13 protein-coding genes, 1 tRNA gene and 5 pseudogenes are annotated in these 17,118 nt (G+C 42.7%); 12 read left to right on the forward strand and 7 right to left on the reverse strand.

Features of this window, described 5'->3' with window-relative positions:
• The first annotated feature begins 6 nt into the window (after positions 1-6).
• The 4 genes and pseudogenes from N4T56_RS06905 to N4T56_RS06920 all read left to right on the forward strand — a co-directional run bounded on the left by N4T56_RS06905 (position 7) and on the right by N4T56_RS06920 (position 3,217).
• Positions 7-1,339, forward strand: a pseudogene (locus N4T56_RS06905) (replication-associated recombination protein A).
• On the forward strand, positions 1,332-1,706 hold the full coding sequence (gene crcB / locus N4T56_RS06910) for a fluoride efflux transporter CrcB (RefSeq protein ID WP_261732695.1): 375 nt from the start codon (positions 1,332-1,334) through the stop codon (positions 1,704-1,706). Before N4T56_RS06905 ends, crcB begins: the two are co-directional and overlap by 8 nt.
• A gap of 18 nt (positions 1,707-1,724) precedes the next feature.
• Positions 1,725-3,011 (forward strand): serine--tRNA ligase, encoded by a 1,287-nt coding sequence (serS, locus tag N4T56_RS06915; protein WP_261732696.1) that lies wholly within the window; start codon positions 1,725-1,727, stop codon positions 3,009-3,011.
• Positions 3,012-3,088: 77 nt separating this feature from the next.
• Positions 3,089-3,217 carry a hypothetical protein gene (locus N4T56_RS06920; RefSeq protein WP_261732697.1) on the forward strand — a complete coding sequence of 43 codons (129 nt, stop codon included), beginning with the start codon at positions 3,089-3,091 and terminating at the stop codon, positions 3,215-3,217.
• A 67-nt stretch (positions 3,218-3,284) separates the two neighbouring features.
• Here N4T56_RS06920 and N4T56_RS06925 read toward each other — a convergent pair whose 3' ends face one another.
• The 6 genes from N4T56_RS06925 to punR all read right to left on the reverse strand — a co-directional run bounded on the left by N4T56_RS06925 (position 3,285) and on the right by punR (position 6,500).
• Complete coding sequence (locus N4T56_RS06925) at positions 3,285-3,623, reverse strand: TusE/DsrC/DsvC family sulfur relay protein (protein WP_261732698.1); 339 nt, start codon at positions 3,621-3,623, stop codon at positions 3,285-3,287.
• Entirely contained in the window at positions 3,617-3,931 is a 315-nt protein-coding gene (tusB, locus tag N4T56_RS06930; RefSeq protein ID WP_261732699.1) for a sulfurtransferase complex subunit TusB, read from the reverse strand. Before tusB ends, N4T56_RS06925 begins: the two co-directional genes overlap by 7 nt.
• Positions 3,928-4,284: a sulfurtransferase complex subunit TusC gene (tusC, locus tag N4T56_RS06935; protein WP_261732700.1), complete on the reverse strand. Its 357-nt coding sequence runs from the start codon at positions 4,282-4,284 to the stop codon at positions 3,928-3,930. Before tusC ends, tusB begins: the two co-directional genes overlap by 4 nt.
• A gap of 17 nt (positions 4,285-4,301) precedes the next feature.
• Entirely contained in the window at positions 4,302-4,691 is a 390-nt protein-coding gene (gene tusD / locus N4T56_RS06940; RefSeq protein ID WP_261732701.1) for a sulfurtransferase complex subunit TusD, read from the reverse strand.
• A gap of 64 nt (positions 4,692-4,755) precedes the next feature.
• Positions 4,756-5,415 carry a Bax inhibitor-1/YccA family protein gene (locus N4T56_RS06945; protein ID WP_261732702.1) on the reverse strand — a complete coding sequence of 220 codons (660 nt, stop codon included), beginning with the start codon at positions 5,413-5,415 and terminating at the stop codon, positions 4,756-4,758.
• 182 nt (positions 5,416-5,597) lie between these two features.
• A complete protein-coding gene (gene punR, locus N4T56_RS06950; RefSeq protein ID WP_261732703.1) occupies positions 5,598-6,500 on the reverse strand; it encodes a DNA-binding transcriptional activator PunR in 903 nt (300 codons plus the stop codon).
• 322 nt (positions 6,501-6,822) lie between these two features.
• Between punR and N4T56_RS06955 the strand changes: the two genes are divergently transcribed.
• The 3 genes from N4T56_RS06955 (at position 6,823) to N4T56_RS06965 (ending at position 9,678) form a co-directional block, all read left to right on the forward strand.
• Positions 6,823-6,912, forward strand: a tRNA-Ser gene (locus tag N4T56_RS06955).
• Positions 6,913-7,010: 98 nt separating this feature from the next.
• Positions 7,011-8,411 (forward strand): site-specific integrase, encoded by a 1,401-nt coding sequence (locus N4T56_RS06960; RefSeq protein ID WP_261732704.1) that lies wholly within the window; start codon positions 7,011-7,013, stop codon positions 8,409-8,411.
• An 820-nt stretch (positions 8,412-9,231) separates the two neighbouring features.
• Entirely contained in the window at positions 9,232-9,678 is a 447-nt protein-coding gene (locus N4T56_RS06965) for a hypothetical protein (protein WP_261732417.1), read from the forward strand.
• 85 nt (positions 9,679-9,763) lie between these two features.
• On the opposite strand, the pseudogene ltrA reads toward N4T56_RS06965, so the two are convergent.
• A pseudogene (gene ltrA / locus N4T56_RS22405) lies at positions 9,764-11,110 on the reverse strand (group II intron reverse transcriptase/maturase).
• 850 nt (positions 11,111-11,960) lie between these two features.
• Here ltrA and N4T56_RS06985 point away from each other — a divergent pair.
• The 5 genes and pseudogenes from N4T56_RS06985 (at position 11,961) to N4T56_RS07005 (ending at position 17,007) form a co-directional block, all read left to right on the forward strand.
• Positions 11,961-12,584 carry a hypothetical protein gene (locus N4T56_RS06985; RefSeq protein ID WP_261732706.1) on the forward strand — a complete coding sequence of 208 codons (624 nt, stop codon included), beginning with the start codon at positions 11,961-11,963 and terminating at the stop codon, positions 12,582-12,584.
• Between the two features lie 88 nt (positions 12,585-12,672).
• Complete coding sequence (locus N4T56_RS06990) at positions 12,673-12,816, forward strand: hypothetical protein (protein ID WP_261732707.1); 144 nt, start codon at positions 12,673-12,675, stop codon at positions 12,814-12,816.
• Positions 12,817-12,852: 36 nt separating this feature from the next.
• Positions 12,853-13,140: pseudogene (locus N4T56_RS06995) on the forward strand (transposase); the annotation flags it as partial.
• A 439-nt stretch (positions 13,141-13,579) separates the two neighbouring features.
• Positions 13,580-14,957 (forward strand): annotated as a pseudogene (gene nhaC, locus N4T56_RS07000) (Na+/H+ antiporter NhaC).
• 443 nt (positions 14,958-15,400) lie between these two features.
• A pseudogene (locus tag N4T56_RS07005) lies at positions 15,401-17,007 on the forward strand (BCCT family transporter).
• Positions 17,008-17,118 lie beyond the last annotated feature (111 nt).

The following is a 17,118-nucleotide window of genomic DNA, read 5'->3' on the forward strand; positions in this document are numbered from 1 at the left end:
AGTGGCATGGCTAATTTAGGTTTTGATTTTGCTCCAGATTTTCGTCCTTTGGCTGCGCGTATGCGCCCAAGGGAGATAAGTGAATACATTGGCCAGGCACATTTGCTTGGCGAAGGCCAACCGCTGCGTAAAGCGCTAGAGGCTAATCGGGCTCACTCCATGTTATTGTGAGGCGCACCAGGTACCGGTAAAACCACCTTAGCAGAACTCATTGCGCACTATGCTAACGCCCATGTTGAACGTATTTCTGCGGTTACCTCGGGTGTAAAAGACATTCGCGCCGCCATTGAGCAAGCTAAAGCCATTGCTCAAAGTCGTGGCCAACGCACTTTATTATTTGTCGATGAAGTGCACCGTTTTAACAAAAGCCAGCAAGATGCTTTTTTACCCTTTATTGAAGATGGTACGGTTATCTTTATTGGTGCGACAACCGAAAATCCCTCATTTGAAATCAACAATGCGCTATTGTCACGTGCGCGGGTTTACCTGATAAACCGCTTAACGTCTGATGAGATTCATTTAATTGTCACTCAGGCACTTAATGATGTTGAGCGCGGCTTAGGTAAACGTAAGTTAACCCTGCCTGCCCAAGTTACTCAGCAACTCGCCGACATTAGTGAAGGCGATGCCCGTAAAGCGCTAAACCTACTTGAGCTTATGAGTGATTTAGTGAGCGACGGCGGCGAATTTACTACTGATATGCTGACTCAAGTTGCAGGCCATCAAGCGGCAGGTTACGACAAAAATGGTGATCAGTTTTATGATCTAATCTCTGCGGTGCATAAATCAGTTAGAGGCTCCGCGCCCGATGCCGCACTTTATTGGTTTTGCCGGATTTTTAGAAGGCGGCGGTGATGCACTCTATGTTGCCAGACGTTTATTGGCGATTGCCTCAGAAGACATCGGTAATGCTGACCCGGTAGCCATGACAGTGGCACTTAATGCCTGGGAATGTTATCACCGCATTGGCCTGGCAGAAGGTGAACGCGCCATTGCTCAAGCCATACTGTATTTAGCAAGCGCACCTAAAAGTAATGCCGTTTACAGTGCATTTGGCGCCGCACGAGAGTTAGCGAAACAAACAGGCCATGAGCCCGTACCTAATCATCTTCGCAATGCCCCGACCCAACTGATGAAAGACATTGGTTTTGGCAAAGAATACCGCTACGCCCATAACGAGCCTGGTGCATTTGCCCCCGGCGAAAACTACTTTCCTGAATCTCTACAACACAGCCAATTTTATCAGCCGACTAATCGTGGATTTGAGAAACGCATTCAAGACAAATTAGCTCAACTTAAAGAGCTTGATTTGCAAAGTGAGGTCAAACGTTATGACTAATGTGCTGCTTGTGGCGATTGGAGGCTCAATTGGTGCTGTTTTGCGCTATCTTCTGTCAATATTTATGATCCAGCTATTTGGAAGCAGTTTTCCTTTTGGTACACTGATGGTCAATTTATTGGGATCGTTTTTAATGGGCGTTGTTTATGCGCTCGGGCAGCTGAGTCATGTTAGCCCTGAAATTAAAGCCTTGGTGGGTGTGGGTTTATTAGGCGCGCTTACCACTTTTTCGACTTTCTCGAATGAAACCTTATTGCTAATGCAGGACGGCCTTTGGCATAAGGCTATTTTAAATGTGTTGTTGAATGTCACCTTGTGTTTATTGATGGTGTATATAGGTCAACAACTTGTATTTTCTCGCGTTTAACTAAAAAGAACTGACAACATGCTAGATCCAAAATTTTTGCGTAACGAACTCGAAGTCACCGCCGAGCGTTTAGCCACACGTGGTTTTACTCTTGATGTCGAACAATTGACCACACTTGAAGAAAAGCGTAAATCGCTTCAAGTTGCAACTGAAGACTTACAAGCATCGCGTAATGCGATTTCTAAGTCGATTGGCCAAGCTAAAGCTCGCGGTGAAGACATTAGTTCCATTATGGCGCAAGTAGGGGATTTAGGCTCGCAGTTAGATGCGAAAAAAGCTGAGCTTGCTGAGCTATTACAACAAATCAATTTAATCGCCATGAGCGTACCTAACTTGCCAGATGATTCTGTTCCTGTGGGTAAAGATGAAAGCGAAAACGTTGAAGTACGCCAATGGGGTACGCCAAAAACCTTCGATTTTGAAGTGAAAGATCATTTAGACCTTGGCGAAGCCTTGGGCGGATTAGACTTTAAAAGTGCCGTTAAAATTACAGGCTCTCGTTTCATTATTATGCGTGGCCAAATTGCCCGTTTAAACCGTGCATTAGGTCAGTTTATGCTTGACCTTCACACCACTGAACATGGCTACACAGAAGCTTACGTGCCGTTATTAGTTAACGAAGACAGCTTATTAGGAACAGGTCAATTACCTAAATTTGGTGAAGACTTATTTCACACCAAACCGGCGACTGAAGAAGGCCAAGGTTTATCACTTATCCCTACCGCTGAAGTGCCATTAACTAACTATGTTCGCGACATGATTGTTGATGAAAGTGAACTGCCAATCAAAATGACCGCATTAACGTCATGTTTCAGAAGTGAAGCTGGCTCATACGGCCGTGATACTCGCGGATTAATTCGTCAGCATCAGTTTGATAAAGTTGAGTTAGTGCAAATCGCACATCCAGATCACTCAATGGCAGCATTAGATGAAATTACTGCCAATGCTGAAAAAGTATTACAGCTATTGGGTTTACCATACCGCACTGTCGTATTGTGTACCGGTGATATGGGCTTTGGTTCAAGTAAAACCTTCGATATTGAAGTGTGGTTACCGGCGCAAAATACCTACCGTGAAATTTCGTCATGCTCAAACATGAAAGATTTCCAGGCGCGTAGAATGCAAGCCAGATATCGTAGCAAAGCAGACAATAAGCCTACGCTTTTACACACTCTAAACGGTTCTGGTTTGGCTGTAGGTCGTACACTTGTTGCTGTTCTTGAAAACTATCAAAACCAAGATGGCACCATTACGGTACCAGAAGTCTTACGTCCGTATATGGGTGGTTTAAGCGTTATTGGTTAATAGAATTAATGGTTTGTCTTGTTCAATGAACAAGACAAACCTACCTTGTTGTTGATTTTTTCAGAGGATAATAAGCGGTGGCTACAGGTCAGCGTAATAACAGTAAATTTGTGTCGTCTTCAATTGGAATGTTTTTTATCTTGTTGGTATTCGTGTTACTTGGCCAAGTGGCGATTATCGTATTAGATAACATTTTACCGCAGTAATGACAGCGACAAAAAAGCCCGGTTAAGTTATTTAACCGGGCTTTTTGTTTATTAAGTTATCGTAAGCCTATAGGCACTTAGCCGGTTTGGGCAGTCCTGCAATTTTAGTGGCTTGTTTGGCAGATTCTATCGGGAATAGGGTATAAAGGTACTTAGAGTTGCCTTTATCTGCGCCCAAGCTTTGGCCGATAGCTTTCACTAACACTCTGATCGCTGGGCTGGTTTTGTATTCAAGGTAAAAATTGCGTACAAACCGAATCACTTCCCAGTGTTGTTCTGTGAGTTCAATGTTTTCAGTTGCCGCAATAACTGGCGCCATCGACTCTTGCCAATCTACGACATTTTTTAAATAACCTTGATGATCAACTTCAATTTGCTGACCGTTAAATTCAAAATAGTTTACCAAGTGATGACCTTGTTATGCTTAAGCGATTGCTCAACAAATGATGAGTAATCAATAATATGAAAAAACTCAGGCGACATACGCGTCGCAATTGTTTCTATATGCTGTTGTAAGCCACGTGCGTGCACGTCGTCTTGCAGTATAAATACGTTAACCGAGGCTAACCGTTGTTGCCATGGCATTTGCAATAAACAGTTAACAGCATCGCCAGCCAGTATAATGCTGTCGCTAGGGTGAATAAAGCGTAAACAGGTAGCGAGTGCGTTGTCGGTTGTTACTGACGTTTGAATATGATGCAAAATCAAAATCAAAATACTAATACCTCATCAACCGCTTGCAGTGTTTTGGTGATCACATCGGCACTTACCACTTCAGCCTCAATATTGAGTTCGCTGGCTTTGAGCCCTAATTGCTGCATCGAATCGCTACACACTAAAACCGTATCAATATCATATAACGGCAGTGCTTTTAGCGCGGATAAATAATCCTTTGCGCCAGCTTGCTCTGGGGTTTGTCCGCCAAGAAGGTGCAATACCGCTTCATCAGTAAAAATGAGACTGACTTGTTGCTCAAAGCTGGCGCTAAGCATGGCTAAATCTAATCCTTCACGGCCACTGGTGGCTCCAAAGGGGGCATGGCGAAATACAATGGCCACAGATTTCATTATTTATCCTATCGATTTTAAAAGCTGATTAAACGATCGGCTTTTTCTATGCCAACGACTAACTCACCTAAGCCGCCCATGGTAAAGGTCTCATCACTATTCCAATGCTTTTTACCATTTTCAACAGCTTCTTGTTGCGACAGTACCCCACGGCGAAGCGCAGCAGACACACAATTAGTGAGCGGCACTTTATGTTGCTGGGCAAACCTTTGCCACTTAGCATGCATGTCTATTTCGTCTGAGGCTGGGCAGGTAAGGGCATTGCTGTTAGTCACGCCATCTTGGTAGAAAAAAACGGTGATGATGTCATGGCCATTGGCCAGTATACTTTGGCAAAAGGCTAATGCCCGAAAACTGGCGCTGGAGCCATAAACACTGCCGTTTACTTGGATGATAAATTTGCTCATGATAAAAAAAATGACCCTAAATTAGGCCATTTTATCGTAATTTAACGGTGAACTCTATCGGCGATTAATCGTCGTTGCCCATACCCATTAAATGTAAAAGACTCATAAATAAATTTAAGAAGTCTAAAAATAATGACACGGTAGCGCGAATATAGTTTGTTTCGCCGCCATTCACGATACGGCTAGTGTCGTATAAAATAAAACCGGTCATCAATAAGGCAATACCCGCGTTCATCGCCATAAACATGATAGAACTTTGCACAAATAAGTTAATCACTAATGCGCCAATCATCACGAGCATACCGGCAAATAAGAACCCGCCCATAAACGAGAAGTCTTTTTTGGTGGTGAGTGCATAAGCTGATAACGCAACAAAGATGACGGATGTTAAGCCAAGTGCTTGCATAATAAGGCCTGAATCATTTGCCATGCCTGCATAATGGTTAAGAATATAACCCAGTGACGCACCTTCCATACCGGTAAAGGCAAATACCCAAAAAATACCCGCGGCGGTGTCTGCTTTTTTCAATGTGACAAACAATAACACTAAGCCACCGATTGATAAGCCTAGAGAAGGCCAGCGACCAATTTCAAATAACATGCTCAATCCAGCCGTTACAGCAGCAAAAGCCAATGTCATTGATAACAGCATGTAAGTGTTTTTTAACAGTTTATTGACTTCAGTAGTCGATAGACTTGGGGATAAAACTGATTGTTGACTCATTATCGTCTCCAGAGATTAACTCAATGATTTGTTCATCGTGAAAACTTATTGTTTCACTCTGACACTAAATCTAGCCTAAGCAATGTACATTAAATATAAATTAATTTATCACATCGATTCATGCCGCTACGTTACCATAAAGTTAACGTTAATATAACTTTATCATCATCAATAGCTTCCGTTTAGCTCAGCCATTCTTTTTTAAGCTTTGGTGTATCACCCAAATAATCCAGTACCCATTGCATTGCTGGGGTCATATTGGCGCTATTCCAGACTAAACAGCAGGCGGTGTCTTGTTTTGGTGTTGCTAATTGTTTTTCAATCAATGCACCGGCTTTAATAAACACATCTGCTAAATGGTAAGGCATATAGCCAATACCTAAACCTTCACGAAAACAGTTTAATGCGCGGATCCAATCTGGCACCACAATACGCCGCTGGTTATTGAGTAGCCAATTAGGCCTGTGGGCAATATTATTGGCAGTATCTTGCAGGCAAATTGATGGGTAGGGCAATAACTCGGCATCAGTAAGTAAGTGATCTGTTTTAGCTAAAGGATGGTTTTTACTCACCAAAAAGCGCCAAGGGATCATGCCCATATCTCTATATTTAAACACACCACCAACCGGAATTGTGGATGTTGCGCCAATGGCGATATCACTTTTGCCTGTAGACAACGACTCCCACACGCCATTATACACTTCAAGTCGAATGATTAATTCGATATCAGTAAAGTGTCGATAAAAGTCGGCAATTAGCACACTGATTTTGTCTGCGCGAACCATGTTATCAATGGCAATCGACAACGAAGGGCGCCAACCATTGGCGACTTTTTGAGTATCACGCTTAATATTGTTGAGTTTGGTTATAATTTCACGCGACTGCGCCACAAAGTGCTCACCCGCAGGCGTCAAACTCACACTACGATGATGACGTTCAAATAAGATAACCCCAAGGTCATCTTCAATTTGTTTTACGGCATAACTCACCGCGGAGGGGACTTTATTTAATTTATTCGCAGCGGCGGTAAAACTGCCCACTCGGGCAACTATATCTATCATTTCGAATGCTTGTTCTGAAAGCATCTCGCTATCCTTGGCATCGGTAACATTACTTGCAGTAAAGGTAAACATTAACCCCAATCAAATCAAGCAAAGTCGCCGTTATCAGCGGTTTAATCACATAATGTGCTTAGCAGAAGACCAGGTAACCTGTTTAAAGAATGCAGACCATTCTCAATACCCTATAAATGACAGCCATGTGAGTCACTATATCGACCTTACAGTGCAGATAAATCAACATTCACACGCTATTTATTCACCCGCTGAGCATTTTATCGCCACTTAACTGATTATTTTCAATTTACCCTTTACACCAAACCGCCATTGTCATATTATTCGGCCGCTCGGAGGGATGGCAGAGTGGTCGAATGCACCGGTCTTGAAAACCGGCAACGGTTTATCCCGTTCTAGGGTTCAAATCCCTATCCCTCCGCCACATTCTAAAGCAAAAAAGCCATTGATAATCAATGGCTTTTTTGCTTTCTAGCATTTGAAAAATCATATTCTCAGACCTAAAACGGATGACTGAGACATATGTACCTATTTCGAGCCACAAATTGTACCTATTATACCCGCATGGTGTTGCCTGCTTATCTGCGTGATAAAGGCTTCTCTGCCGACATCAAAGTATCCTTGCTCACTAAACAGCGCTCAATCGCAATAGGCCGTAACCTTGTGGTTGCGGGCATCTTACGAGCATTAATCAACAACTTAACCCCACAATCACAGCCAGATGCGTTTAAAGCACAGGTGAATCAATTGATTAATGATACCCGTGCAGGCTTTGTTGGAGTAACAGATACGCTTGATGAAAATGCCAAGCCAGTGCGGGAAATCATTCAGTTTATTCCCACTCGGCCAACGAAATTAGCCCATAATAGTGCGGCATATGACAATTGTCCCTCACTAACAAACTTGGCATCCTCAAATAACCCGAGTAGTAAAAAACAAACAAATTCAGTCGCTAACGTCACATTATCGGATGCACTAATTAAGTTTATTGCGTCTAAACAAAAGCAGTCTGTCTCAGTGTTAACGGTAAAGCAGCTTAATCAACGTATAGGCCACTTTATTGAAAGAACTCACTTAGATGATGTATTCGACATAACGAGCGCTGAGGCGATGGAATACAAGGATTGTTTACTTGAAGAGGGCAGAAGCCACAAAAGTAACAAAGACTACCTAGCAGCGGTGTCGCAGTTCTTTAAATGGTGCAAATTGATGCGCTACACCAGCGCTAACCCGTTTGATGAGGTGAAACTGTCCAAGCCAAGTAACCAGGCTGGACATGATTTAGCGCGTCAGCGCTGGCAACCAGAGCAACTTAAACACGTACTGCAATCACAAGACTTTATTGATAAACCCCCGGACTTTAAATGGATAACACTATTGATGCTGTATCACGGTTTACGGCCTTCAGAGGCTTGTCAGCTACACAGCAATGATATAACCGTAATCGATGGTATCAGCGTCATTCACGTCACCAATGAAGGCGTGAGCCAACAACTCAAGACCGCACAGTCAAAGCGAACCGTTCCGCTACATCAAAAACTCATTGAGCTTGGTTTTATTGATTTTGTTCAAACCATTACTGACCGAACATCAAAAAGCAGTCAATTAACAAGCAACCCGTTATTTCATTACCAACCTAGTAGTGATGGCGTTTGGTCACACAAGTTTTGCCGAGAGTTTGGCAAATTACTTGACCAACTTCACTTTGTTGCAGGTAAACGACCTACAGCCTATTCATTCCGTCACACCTTTATTGATGAACTGAAACAACTGCAAACAGAAGAGTCGATGGTGGCACAGCTTGTTGGACACGTTTATCACAACATCACCTATGGACGATACGGCAAGCAATATGATGTGAAAACACTCAAACCAGTGGTGGATAAAGTCAGTTACACATTGAATTTATTTCTACTAGTATAAGAAGTGGGATTATATGAGAGGATTTTTGCTGAAAAGATCAACCGTAGAGCGTTAATCATGACAATAGTCAGTAAATCCTGAGTGACTTTATACGCCAAAATTTACTCTCAAAGAACCAATAATCAGCCTGAGAAATGATGAAACCTACCAGCGGCATCATTTCTCAGCAGCACTTATCAAATCCTACGGGCGTAAATCGATAATAAATCTTGCTGAGAAATCGAAATTTCACCATTTTTTGCGTTAATTTCACGCCCATTTCACGTAACTGTTCACTTAAAGAATGCAATTTAAACCGTTTCGCACTCAGTGAGTGCGAAGCCAAAGCAGCCCACTTAAAAAGTGGGACTACAGCGAAACCCGGTACGCTCCTATCCCACTTTTTGTTCCAAAAAGGTCGGATAGGAGCTACGGGCAAGGGGGGAACCCCTTAACCCCAACAGCCACATGCTGCGCATGTGAAAAAGCCAAAAGAGTGAAAGATAAAATCAGCTGGGACACTTTTATATGGTACGCACTGTTTTTATGTACAGTTATAATGGGATTACATCGATTTACAACTAAAAAACGATTTAAAATCGTTCTTTAGTTGTATCGTATTAAAAATAGAAAAACCGTAATCAACTGATTTTATTGGCTTTAATTTTTAGTGTACTGAGCCAAAATTCTACTTTACGCGCAAGCTCGGTTTGTTTTTGTCTGTTAGACACAATTAATTTCTTTACTTCAATAAGATAGCAAATGTAGGATGAGAATAATCAATAAGTTAAAGGGCGACTTTAATTTTCATTTGCCCTTCAATAAGCTGTTAGGGCTCCAAATGCCATCGTACTCAGACATATATGTAATCTCTGAAAAACGTGATCAAAAAACCGTTGAGGAATTTCTAAATGAATTTCTTCCTGAAAGAGATGAGACAGCCGATGAATATGAGTTTCCTCAATATTCGGAAAGCTCCGATGTTATATTTAGTACGGCTAAAGAAGCTCTTGTGAAATGTATCAACGAACGGGATATAGATTACCGAATATATTGGAGGGCATTGAATGAGGCAAAGCCTGAGCATGCTATGGTATTCTTTTTAGCTGATGGTCATGTAATCTACGGTGTTTCTACCGATGATGCTTATCCCAAATATGCCGCAGAGTTACTGCTAAAATTACAATCGTTCTTGGGTAGTGGTTTGGGATACATTGGCCATGAAGCCTCTCCTGATGCGGAGAGCTTAGAAGAATTTAAAAGAGAAATAGCTGTACATCAGCCCTAATCGGGTAGCCGGAGGTATCTAACCTCCAGCCCCCACACCACCCTGCATGCGGCTCCGCACAGGGCGGTTCATTTAGAACCCCTAACTAAACTTTCTGGTTAGGATAATGAACTGCGATCCATCCATCTCTTAGTGAATATAATCCTGCTTTCTTCAGATACTCATTACTCAGTGCTTGCTGTATCCCCGGTGTTTTAGAGCTACGCCAAGTGGCTTTACTTGTGATACCACAAGCAACAGCGGCTTGGATTACTGACGCCACGCTTAAGTAAATTTTGCACCTTAGTCCGTGGTTTTCGCCACTGACGCCAGTAGCACATACGTATGCGACGACGGATCCAATGGTCTAAATCGACACATCCTTGGTAAGCATTGGCTATGCCAAAGTAGTTGATCCAGCCTTGCATGTACTGCCGCACTTTAAACAATTGATATCCCATACTAACTCCCCAATTTCGGTTCGTCAGTCGTCTCATCTTTTGTTTGAAAATGCGTAATGTTTTAGCATGCCACTGGATCTTTCCTCGGTTAAATGTAAACCTAAGAAACTTGCTTTGACCTACCTTAACCACTTGGCTTTTCTGTTCATTAACGGCCAGTTTTAGCTTAGTGGCCAGATATTGAGTAATGCTCTTGAGTACCCGCTCTCCTGCTCGAATAGACTTTACCAAAATGATGAAGTCGTCCGCGTAGCGGGCGAATTTATGCCCTCGGCTTTCCAGCTCTTTATCCAGACTATCCAGCATAATGTTAGAGAGTAATGGCGAGAGTAGCCGCCTTGAGGCACGCCTTCAAAGCTTGCTTCAAATTGGCCATTGACCATCACACCAGCTCGAAGGTATTTACCAATAAGCGCCAACAGACGCTTATCCTGCACCTTGCTTCTAAGTTGAGTCATCAAGAGATCATGATTAACTCGGTCAAAGAACTTAGACAGATCAACATCGACGGCAAATTTGCGTTTTTGTTTGATGATATCCCTTACTTGCAGTACCGCTTGTTTGGCATTTCTGTTCGGCCTAAAGCCAAAGCTGTTGGTCGAGAAGAATGGGTCAAACAGTGGCGTGAGTATTTGAGCAATGGCTTGCTGTATCACACGGTCAATGACGTTAGGGATCCCCAATTTGCGTTTACCGCCATCGGGTTTGTCGATCTCTACGCGCCTGACCGCTGAGGGTTGGTATTCACCTCGCTCTAATTGAGATTTACACAGTTGCCAGCCGCCTTGTTGCATCCAGAGCGGGAAGGCTTCGATAGTCATGCCATCGATGCCCGCAGCGCCTTTATTGGCTTTAACTTGACGCCAAGCTCGGTGTAGATTTTCAGGTTCGAGCAGTTGTTGGAATAAATCGTTGTTGAAGGCCGGTTGCATATCAATACGCTGCTGATAGTAATCGTCTGGCGACGTAGTGGGTATCGACAAGTTTGACAAGACTCCTCCTTCTTCTAAATGTTCAGGCCTTCACCATATCCCAACCATTACGATGGGCGTTGGGCTACTATGCCGTCTGCTGACTTCTGCTTAATCACATGCCAAGTTACCCCGTCATGCGCTATCGGTTTCCATCTGGTTCGCTCTTTTCAGTCGATGAAGTTGAAAAGCCAAGGCACTTATAAACCAGAGCCTTACTGGTTAATGACCGATCGCGTGTTAAGCAGATCTCCCCAGATAAGAACATGAACTTTCTTTGCACTGCTGCATCATTTACGGTGGCCATTAGATCACGTGGTTTCGTCGTCTTGTGCCAGCTCACCTCTAGCCTACGCCTCATATGATGTTCTTGTTCATCAGCTCGCAAATTTGCTAGCGGCTTCCTCCAGACCAAACCTCGCGATTAAGCCCTTGCCATTCGCTAGTAGTTAACGTTTAATAACAGTATGTTATTCTCTTTTAGAAAGAGTAACGGTGATCTTCCTACAGAGGACTTTCACCTCATTAGTTCATGCCCATGCTGGGCGTACACAAGTTGCATCAGCATCGCCCAGCAAAAACACGCTGGGCTGGACTCGCTAACGCTCGCCGCTGTGCAAGGCGTTAAACATTGACAACCTACTCGATAAATATTTAAATGTCATATATCGACTACGAATGTTCACTATCTGAGATGTGATTTTTCGATTAGTTATTGATTATAATGAATTTTAATTTTATTTTGTGTCTGTTTGCTTGGGTTCAAATCCCTATCCCTCCGCCACATTCTAAAGTGAAAAAGCCATTGATAATCAATGGCTTTTTTGCTTTCTAGCGTTTGAGGGGCTCTCCATAAGGATTGACTCAGACAATGTATCTTTATCGAGCACCCAACAACGTATACTTTACACGTATTTGTTTATCCAAATATTTACGCGACAAGGGCTTCCCCTTTGACGTAAAAGTCTCCTTACTGACTCGTGACAGAGCAGAAGCGGTCATCCGTAACATTGATGTTGCCGGAATACTCAAAAAAATCATCAAGTCTATTGACCATCAAACACGCATTAATGACTTTATTCGCTACGTCGATGAGGTTATTAACAATCTCAGAGCTCAGTTTGATGCTGATAATGACACAGATGCCATTATTAACGTCACACAGAAGCGTCATAGCATCCCCATCAGAGACACTAAGCTGTCTGAGCATCGTGAAACCACAGCTGTTGCGCAAGCAAAACCTGTTATTGGGCTGAACGAAGCATTAAGCGCATTTATTATTTCAAAACAAAAATCAGCCATTCGGCCGCTGTCTATCAAGCAACTTGAACAACGCATACGCCATTTTATTGATACCGTATCATCAAAATCTACATCCAAAGCTGAGAGCAAATGCGTGCACGATATAACTAGCGCTGATGCTATGACTTATCGTGATAGCTTATTGACTCAAGGCCGAAGCTACAAAAGCAATAAGGAGTACTTAGCCTGTTGACACTCCATTTACACGCACAATTTCATATCATGAAATTGCCCTTGGTGCGCTGCATGATTTTGGTGATCGGGCGCAATGGCATAGGCTAATGCGTGATGGGGAAGCATTACTACGTAACGTAGCTGAGCATTCTATGGTGGTTGAAATACCCAATACCTTTGAGTTTGGAAAGCTAAACGATGCTCTTCAATTTTCTAAGCAAGCAAAACGCAAAGCGGTAGTTATTGTATAGCGCTGTAACGGTAGTATGGGATTTATCTGGCTATCTCATTTGCCGAACGGGCTCATGTTCAGCGTGAAAGACTACATCGTCTTAGTTGAAGGTACCGGTCGGATAATTCGAGAAGATAAACATGGCGCCATTAGCTCAAGCAGTCAGGACATTCTGAATAGACTCAATATCCCTGCAAAGAATTGGCTTAAAATCACTACTGAATTTGGTGCATTATTTAAAGGAGCTGTCAGAGCATTACCCGCATTAACCGAATATTGTGAGCATTTAGACCGAAAACGGCGACAAGGCGCTGCAAATTGTCAGCGCTGGCTGTGCGCTTAAGTCATCATCCCCAATCAAATTACAATTCATTTAACACTTGATGGTTATCAAGTTTTTCTGATGTGCTAAATTTCTTAGATGACTATAACTTACTCATTTAACGATAATATTTTAGCTGTATCGATAAAAATTGATGAGTTGTTCATATCGATCGTAACCCTCGCCAAAGCCATGAAAACGAGTTAAGTTCTTTGTTCAAGAAATGGGTGGCTTCGTTTTTTACTGATAAAAAAATCAATTGCTTACCAGACATTCAGTGCCAGTTGCACTGCAAGTGATAAAAAACAATCTGTTTAAATTGAAATATCTGGTTTGCTAATAGTTTACCCTATGATTTGTACTGATATACTCAGCTTTATCCCAATGGTGACCATACTGTGTGCGAATGTCTGTAATCACTCCCAATTTACCCCGTAGCCCTAGCTTTTTGTAGTCTCTTATCTGTTTTAGCGTGATAATTATCATTATTGCTGGAGGTCTTTTGGGTCTTGGGATCAGCCTGCATATACTGATGTTTTTGTGTCTATTGTGGGTAGGGCTTAACGCTTTTAGTCTTGGCTATGGCTATATACACATACGTGAGTTAATGACTCACGCGCTAAGCAAAGCGATGCCTGCCATCTATATATTTATATTAATAGGTATGGTGATTGCCAGTTTTATGCACAGTGGCACCATCGCTACGCTGATTTATTATGGTCTTAGCTGGTTGAGCCCGAGTTTGTTTTTGGCTGTTGGTTTATTACTGTGCGCCTTGATGTCGGTCGCAACCGGAACATCCTGGGGCACCGTCGGCACGTTAGGTGTGGTTTTTATTGGCATAGGCTCAGCGATGAATATCCCACTACCTTTAGTCGCAGGTATGATTGTTTGCGGTGCCACTTTTGGTGATAAAATGTCGCCGATTTCAGATACGACAAACCTTGCAGCTATGAGTGCTGGCACTAATATTTATCGACACATTTACGCCATGTTGTTCACCACAACGCCAACTTTTATACTCACATTTATCGTATTTTTAGTGATTGGATTTAGCTATGGCGAGCAAAATCTAAATGTAATAGAAGTCACCTCAATTCAAACGGCACTTGCCAATGTTTACAGCCTTACGCCACTTATTACATTATTGCCATTGATTTTGCTTTCGCTATTGAGCATTAAAAAAGTACCCGCCGAAGTGACAATGTCATGCAGCATTATACTTGCCGTGCTCATCGCTATTTTTTATCAAGGTGAGAGTACGGTCACTGTGCTTAATGCGCTTTGGGACAATACGCCCGCATCAACGGGTATCGCCAATGTGGATGCTTTGCTTGGTCGTGGTGGCATTAGCAGCATGAGCTGGACTTTATTGCTGGCGTTAATGGCTATTGCCTTAGGCGGCATTTTGCACGGGGCTGGATTTCTCTCCGCACTATTAGCCGGTATCATCAAAAGAGTTCAACGCACCACAACCCTTATAGCTACGACGATTATGTCGAGCTTTTTAGGTAACATTGCCATGGGTGAAGCCTATATTTCGATTATTCTCAGTTGCCAACTGTTTAAGCCTAAATATGAAAAACAAAAATTAGACACTGCCATGCTTTCGCGCTCAGTGGAAGAAGGGGCGACTATGACTACAGGCCTTATTCCGTGAATGCACGGCCGGAGCTTTTTATACTGCTACACTCGGGGTGGACGTACTTGATTATGCGCCCTATGCCTTTTTTAACTATTTCAATGCCTTTATTGCAGTGGCAATGGCGGCTGTTGGCATTGGTTTACTCAAACCGAAAATCAACCCCGCTCAGACAGTGTTTACTTCAAGGGAGTGATAGTCACATCGCTGGCGATTGTAATTATTTTCTGAATGACTCACATTTTGCGCTAAACCATTAAGTCATGCGCCTTTTTTAAGCCCTTTTACACTTTCGCTGAGTCATCACTTATTAACGCGGATTGGTATTGCATAAAACCTAATACCAAGTGTTGTGGCAGAATTAGGCGTTCTCTTTCATAAAGATTGACTCAGACCCTATTACTTGATCAATGTATTTGTTTTTTATTTGAGCATGGCGTCTAATAACGTATACTCCACGCGTATCTGTTGAGCCAACTATTTATATGACAAGGACTTGTTCTTTAGTGTCAATGAAATCGTTGCGTAAATCATGATATATACCAGTTGTATTTTATTATCCATAATCAGTACAAATCAAAAAGTGGAGTGGGTCTTCTTATTCGTTATTCGTTATTCGATAAAGTAAGCCTGTTAATTATGAAATTTAAGTCAAAAAAATACAGTATAGAATCAACCGATTATCAGGTTGGTCAAGACAATATTTTCAAGTGGGGCATGGATGTCCACAACACCGTTTTTAGCGTTTCTGTCGGTTTATCCATCTTGTTTATTGTAGCTCTGCTGGTTTTTTCACCCGCAGATGCCAAAGCCGCTATCGATTCAGTGAAGGGCGCCGCTTTATCTCACTTTGACTTCGTGTTCATGTGGACTGCTAACATTATGCTCATTTTTGCTATTGGGATTGCTTTTTCTCCATTAGGCAAAATTCGCTTGGGCGGTGACAACGCCAAAACGGATTACTCGACAATATCCTGGGTATCCATGCTATTTGCCGCAGGTATGGGCATTGGCCTTATTTTCTGGGGCGTTGCAGAGCCAACTGCGTTTTACACTGATTGGTTTGGCACCCCGCTCGACGTGGCACCCTTTACACCAGAAGGCCGTGAATTAGCGCTTGGCGCTTCGGTATTCCACTGGGGTTTTCATGCTTGGGCTATCTATGGCATGACGGCGCTGTCATTGGCATATTTTGTTTATAACAAGGGCTTGCCGCTTTCAATGCGTTCGGTTTTCTATCCCATATTAGGTGATAAAGTTTGGGGCAAAACCGGTGATGTGATCGACATTATGGCCGTACTGGTTATTTTGTTCGGCCTTGCAACGTCTCTGGGTTTAGGGGGGTCTCAAGCGGCCAGCGGAATAAGCCACGTGTTTGGTTTTGAGAATAGCATTTTTCTGCAGCTGACGATTATTCTGGTCATTATGGGGCTTGCTATTCTATCCGTTGTACGTGGCATGGATGGCGGGGTTAAATTGTTGAGTAACATCAACATGGTTATTGCCTTTATATTTCTTGGTTTTATCAGCATTCTTAATTTCACGACTGTGCTTGATTCATTGGTCACAGGCTTTGTCGGTTACGTCAAAAACATCATACCATTGAGCCAAAATTCTGGTCGTGAAGACACCAGTTGGCTACACGGTTGGACGGTATTCTACTGGTAGCCTGGTGGATAGCATATGCGCCATTCTTTGGTATGTTTGTGGCGCGAATTTCACGTGGCCGTACTGTACGTGAGTTTTTGGCATGTGTGTTGATTATACCCACTTTAGTGACCACCGCTTGGATGTCATTTTTTGGCGGTATCGCGATTCAACAAATCATTGATAAAGTTGGCCAGCTAGGCGTAGAACAAGGCATTACTGACGTTTCTTTGAGTTTGTTTTATATGCTTGATGCGTATCCAATGGGCGATATTTTGTCCATTATTGCGGTGATACTGATTATCGTGTTCTTTGTGACAACCCTTGATTCTGGCTCTATTGTGGTCGATAGCATGACCGCAGGTGGTAAGTTAGAATTACCGATGAAGCAAAAGATTGTGTGGGCGGTTATCTCTGCGCTAATTGCGATGGTGATGTTGTGGATTGGTGGCACTGACTCCATTAAAGCGCTTCAATCGGTTACTATTATCGCAGCTCTTCCGTTTGCTATTATTTTAATACTTGCTTGTATTAGTTTAGTGCTCGGCATGTTTACTGAGGTAAAAAAGCCGCAGTTAAATCGTAATCAATCCGCTTAACGACTCTACTGTGAAAGGGGCTTATCAAGTACATCATTGATAAGCCTTTTTTATGCTTGTATGTAAGTCACTATTTCAATAATGTGGCAATTAACCATACAAAACTGGGTT

This window comes from Shewanella phaeophyticola (assembly GCF_025398315.1).
Taxonomy (GTDB): Bacteria; Pseudomonadota; Gammaproteobacteria; order Enterobacterales; family Shewanellaceae; genus Shewanella; species Shewanella phaeophyticola.

What these genes read in the sequence shown, in the direction of transcription:
- tusD (WP_261732701.1), bottom strand. Translation starts at nt 4,691, where the DNA reads ATGAGCAAATTTATCATCCAAGTAAACGGCAGTGTTTATGGCTCCAGC.
- crcB (WP_261732695.1), top strand. Translation starts at nt 1,332, where the DNA reads ATGACTAATGTGCTGCTTGTGGCGATTGGAGGCTCAATTGGTGCTGTT.
- serS (WP_261732696.1), top strand. Translation starts at nt 1,725, where the DNA reads ATGCTAGATCCAAAATTTTTGCGTAACGAACTCGAAGTCACCGCCGAG.
- N4T56_RS06960 (WP_261732704.1), top strand. Translation starts at nt 7,011, where the DNA reads ATGTACCTATTTCGAGCCACAAATTGTACCTATTATACCCGCATGGTG.
- punR (WP_261732703.1), bottom strand. Translation starts at nt 6,500, where the DNA reads ATGCTTTCAGAACAAGCATTCGAAATGATAGATATAGTTGCCCGAGTG.
- N4T56_RS06985 (WP_261732706.1), top strand. Translation starts at nt 11,961, where the DNA reads ATGTATCTTTATCGAGCACCCAACAACGTATACTTTACACGTATTTGT.
- N4T56_RS06945 (WP_261732702.1), bottom strand. Translation starts at nt 5,415, where the DNA reads ATGAGTCAACAATCAGTTTTATCCCCAAGTCTATCGACTACTGAAGTC.
- N4T56_RS06990 (WP_261732707.1), top strand. Translation starts at nt 12,673, where the DNA reads ATGCGTGATGGGGAAGCATTACTACGTAACGTAGCTGAGCATTCTATG.
- N4T56_RS06965 (WP_261732417.1), top strand. Translation starts at nt 9,232, where the DNA reads ATGCCATCGTACTCAGACATATATGTAATCTCTGAAAAACGTGATCAA.
- tusC (WP_261732700.1), bottom strand. Translation starts at nt 4,284, where the DNA reads ATGAAATCTGTGGCCATTGTATTTCGCCATGCCCCCTTTGGAGCCACC.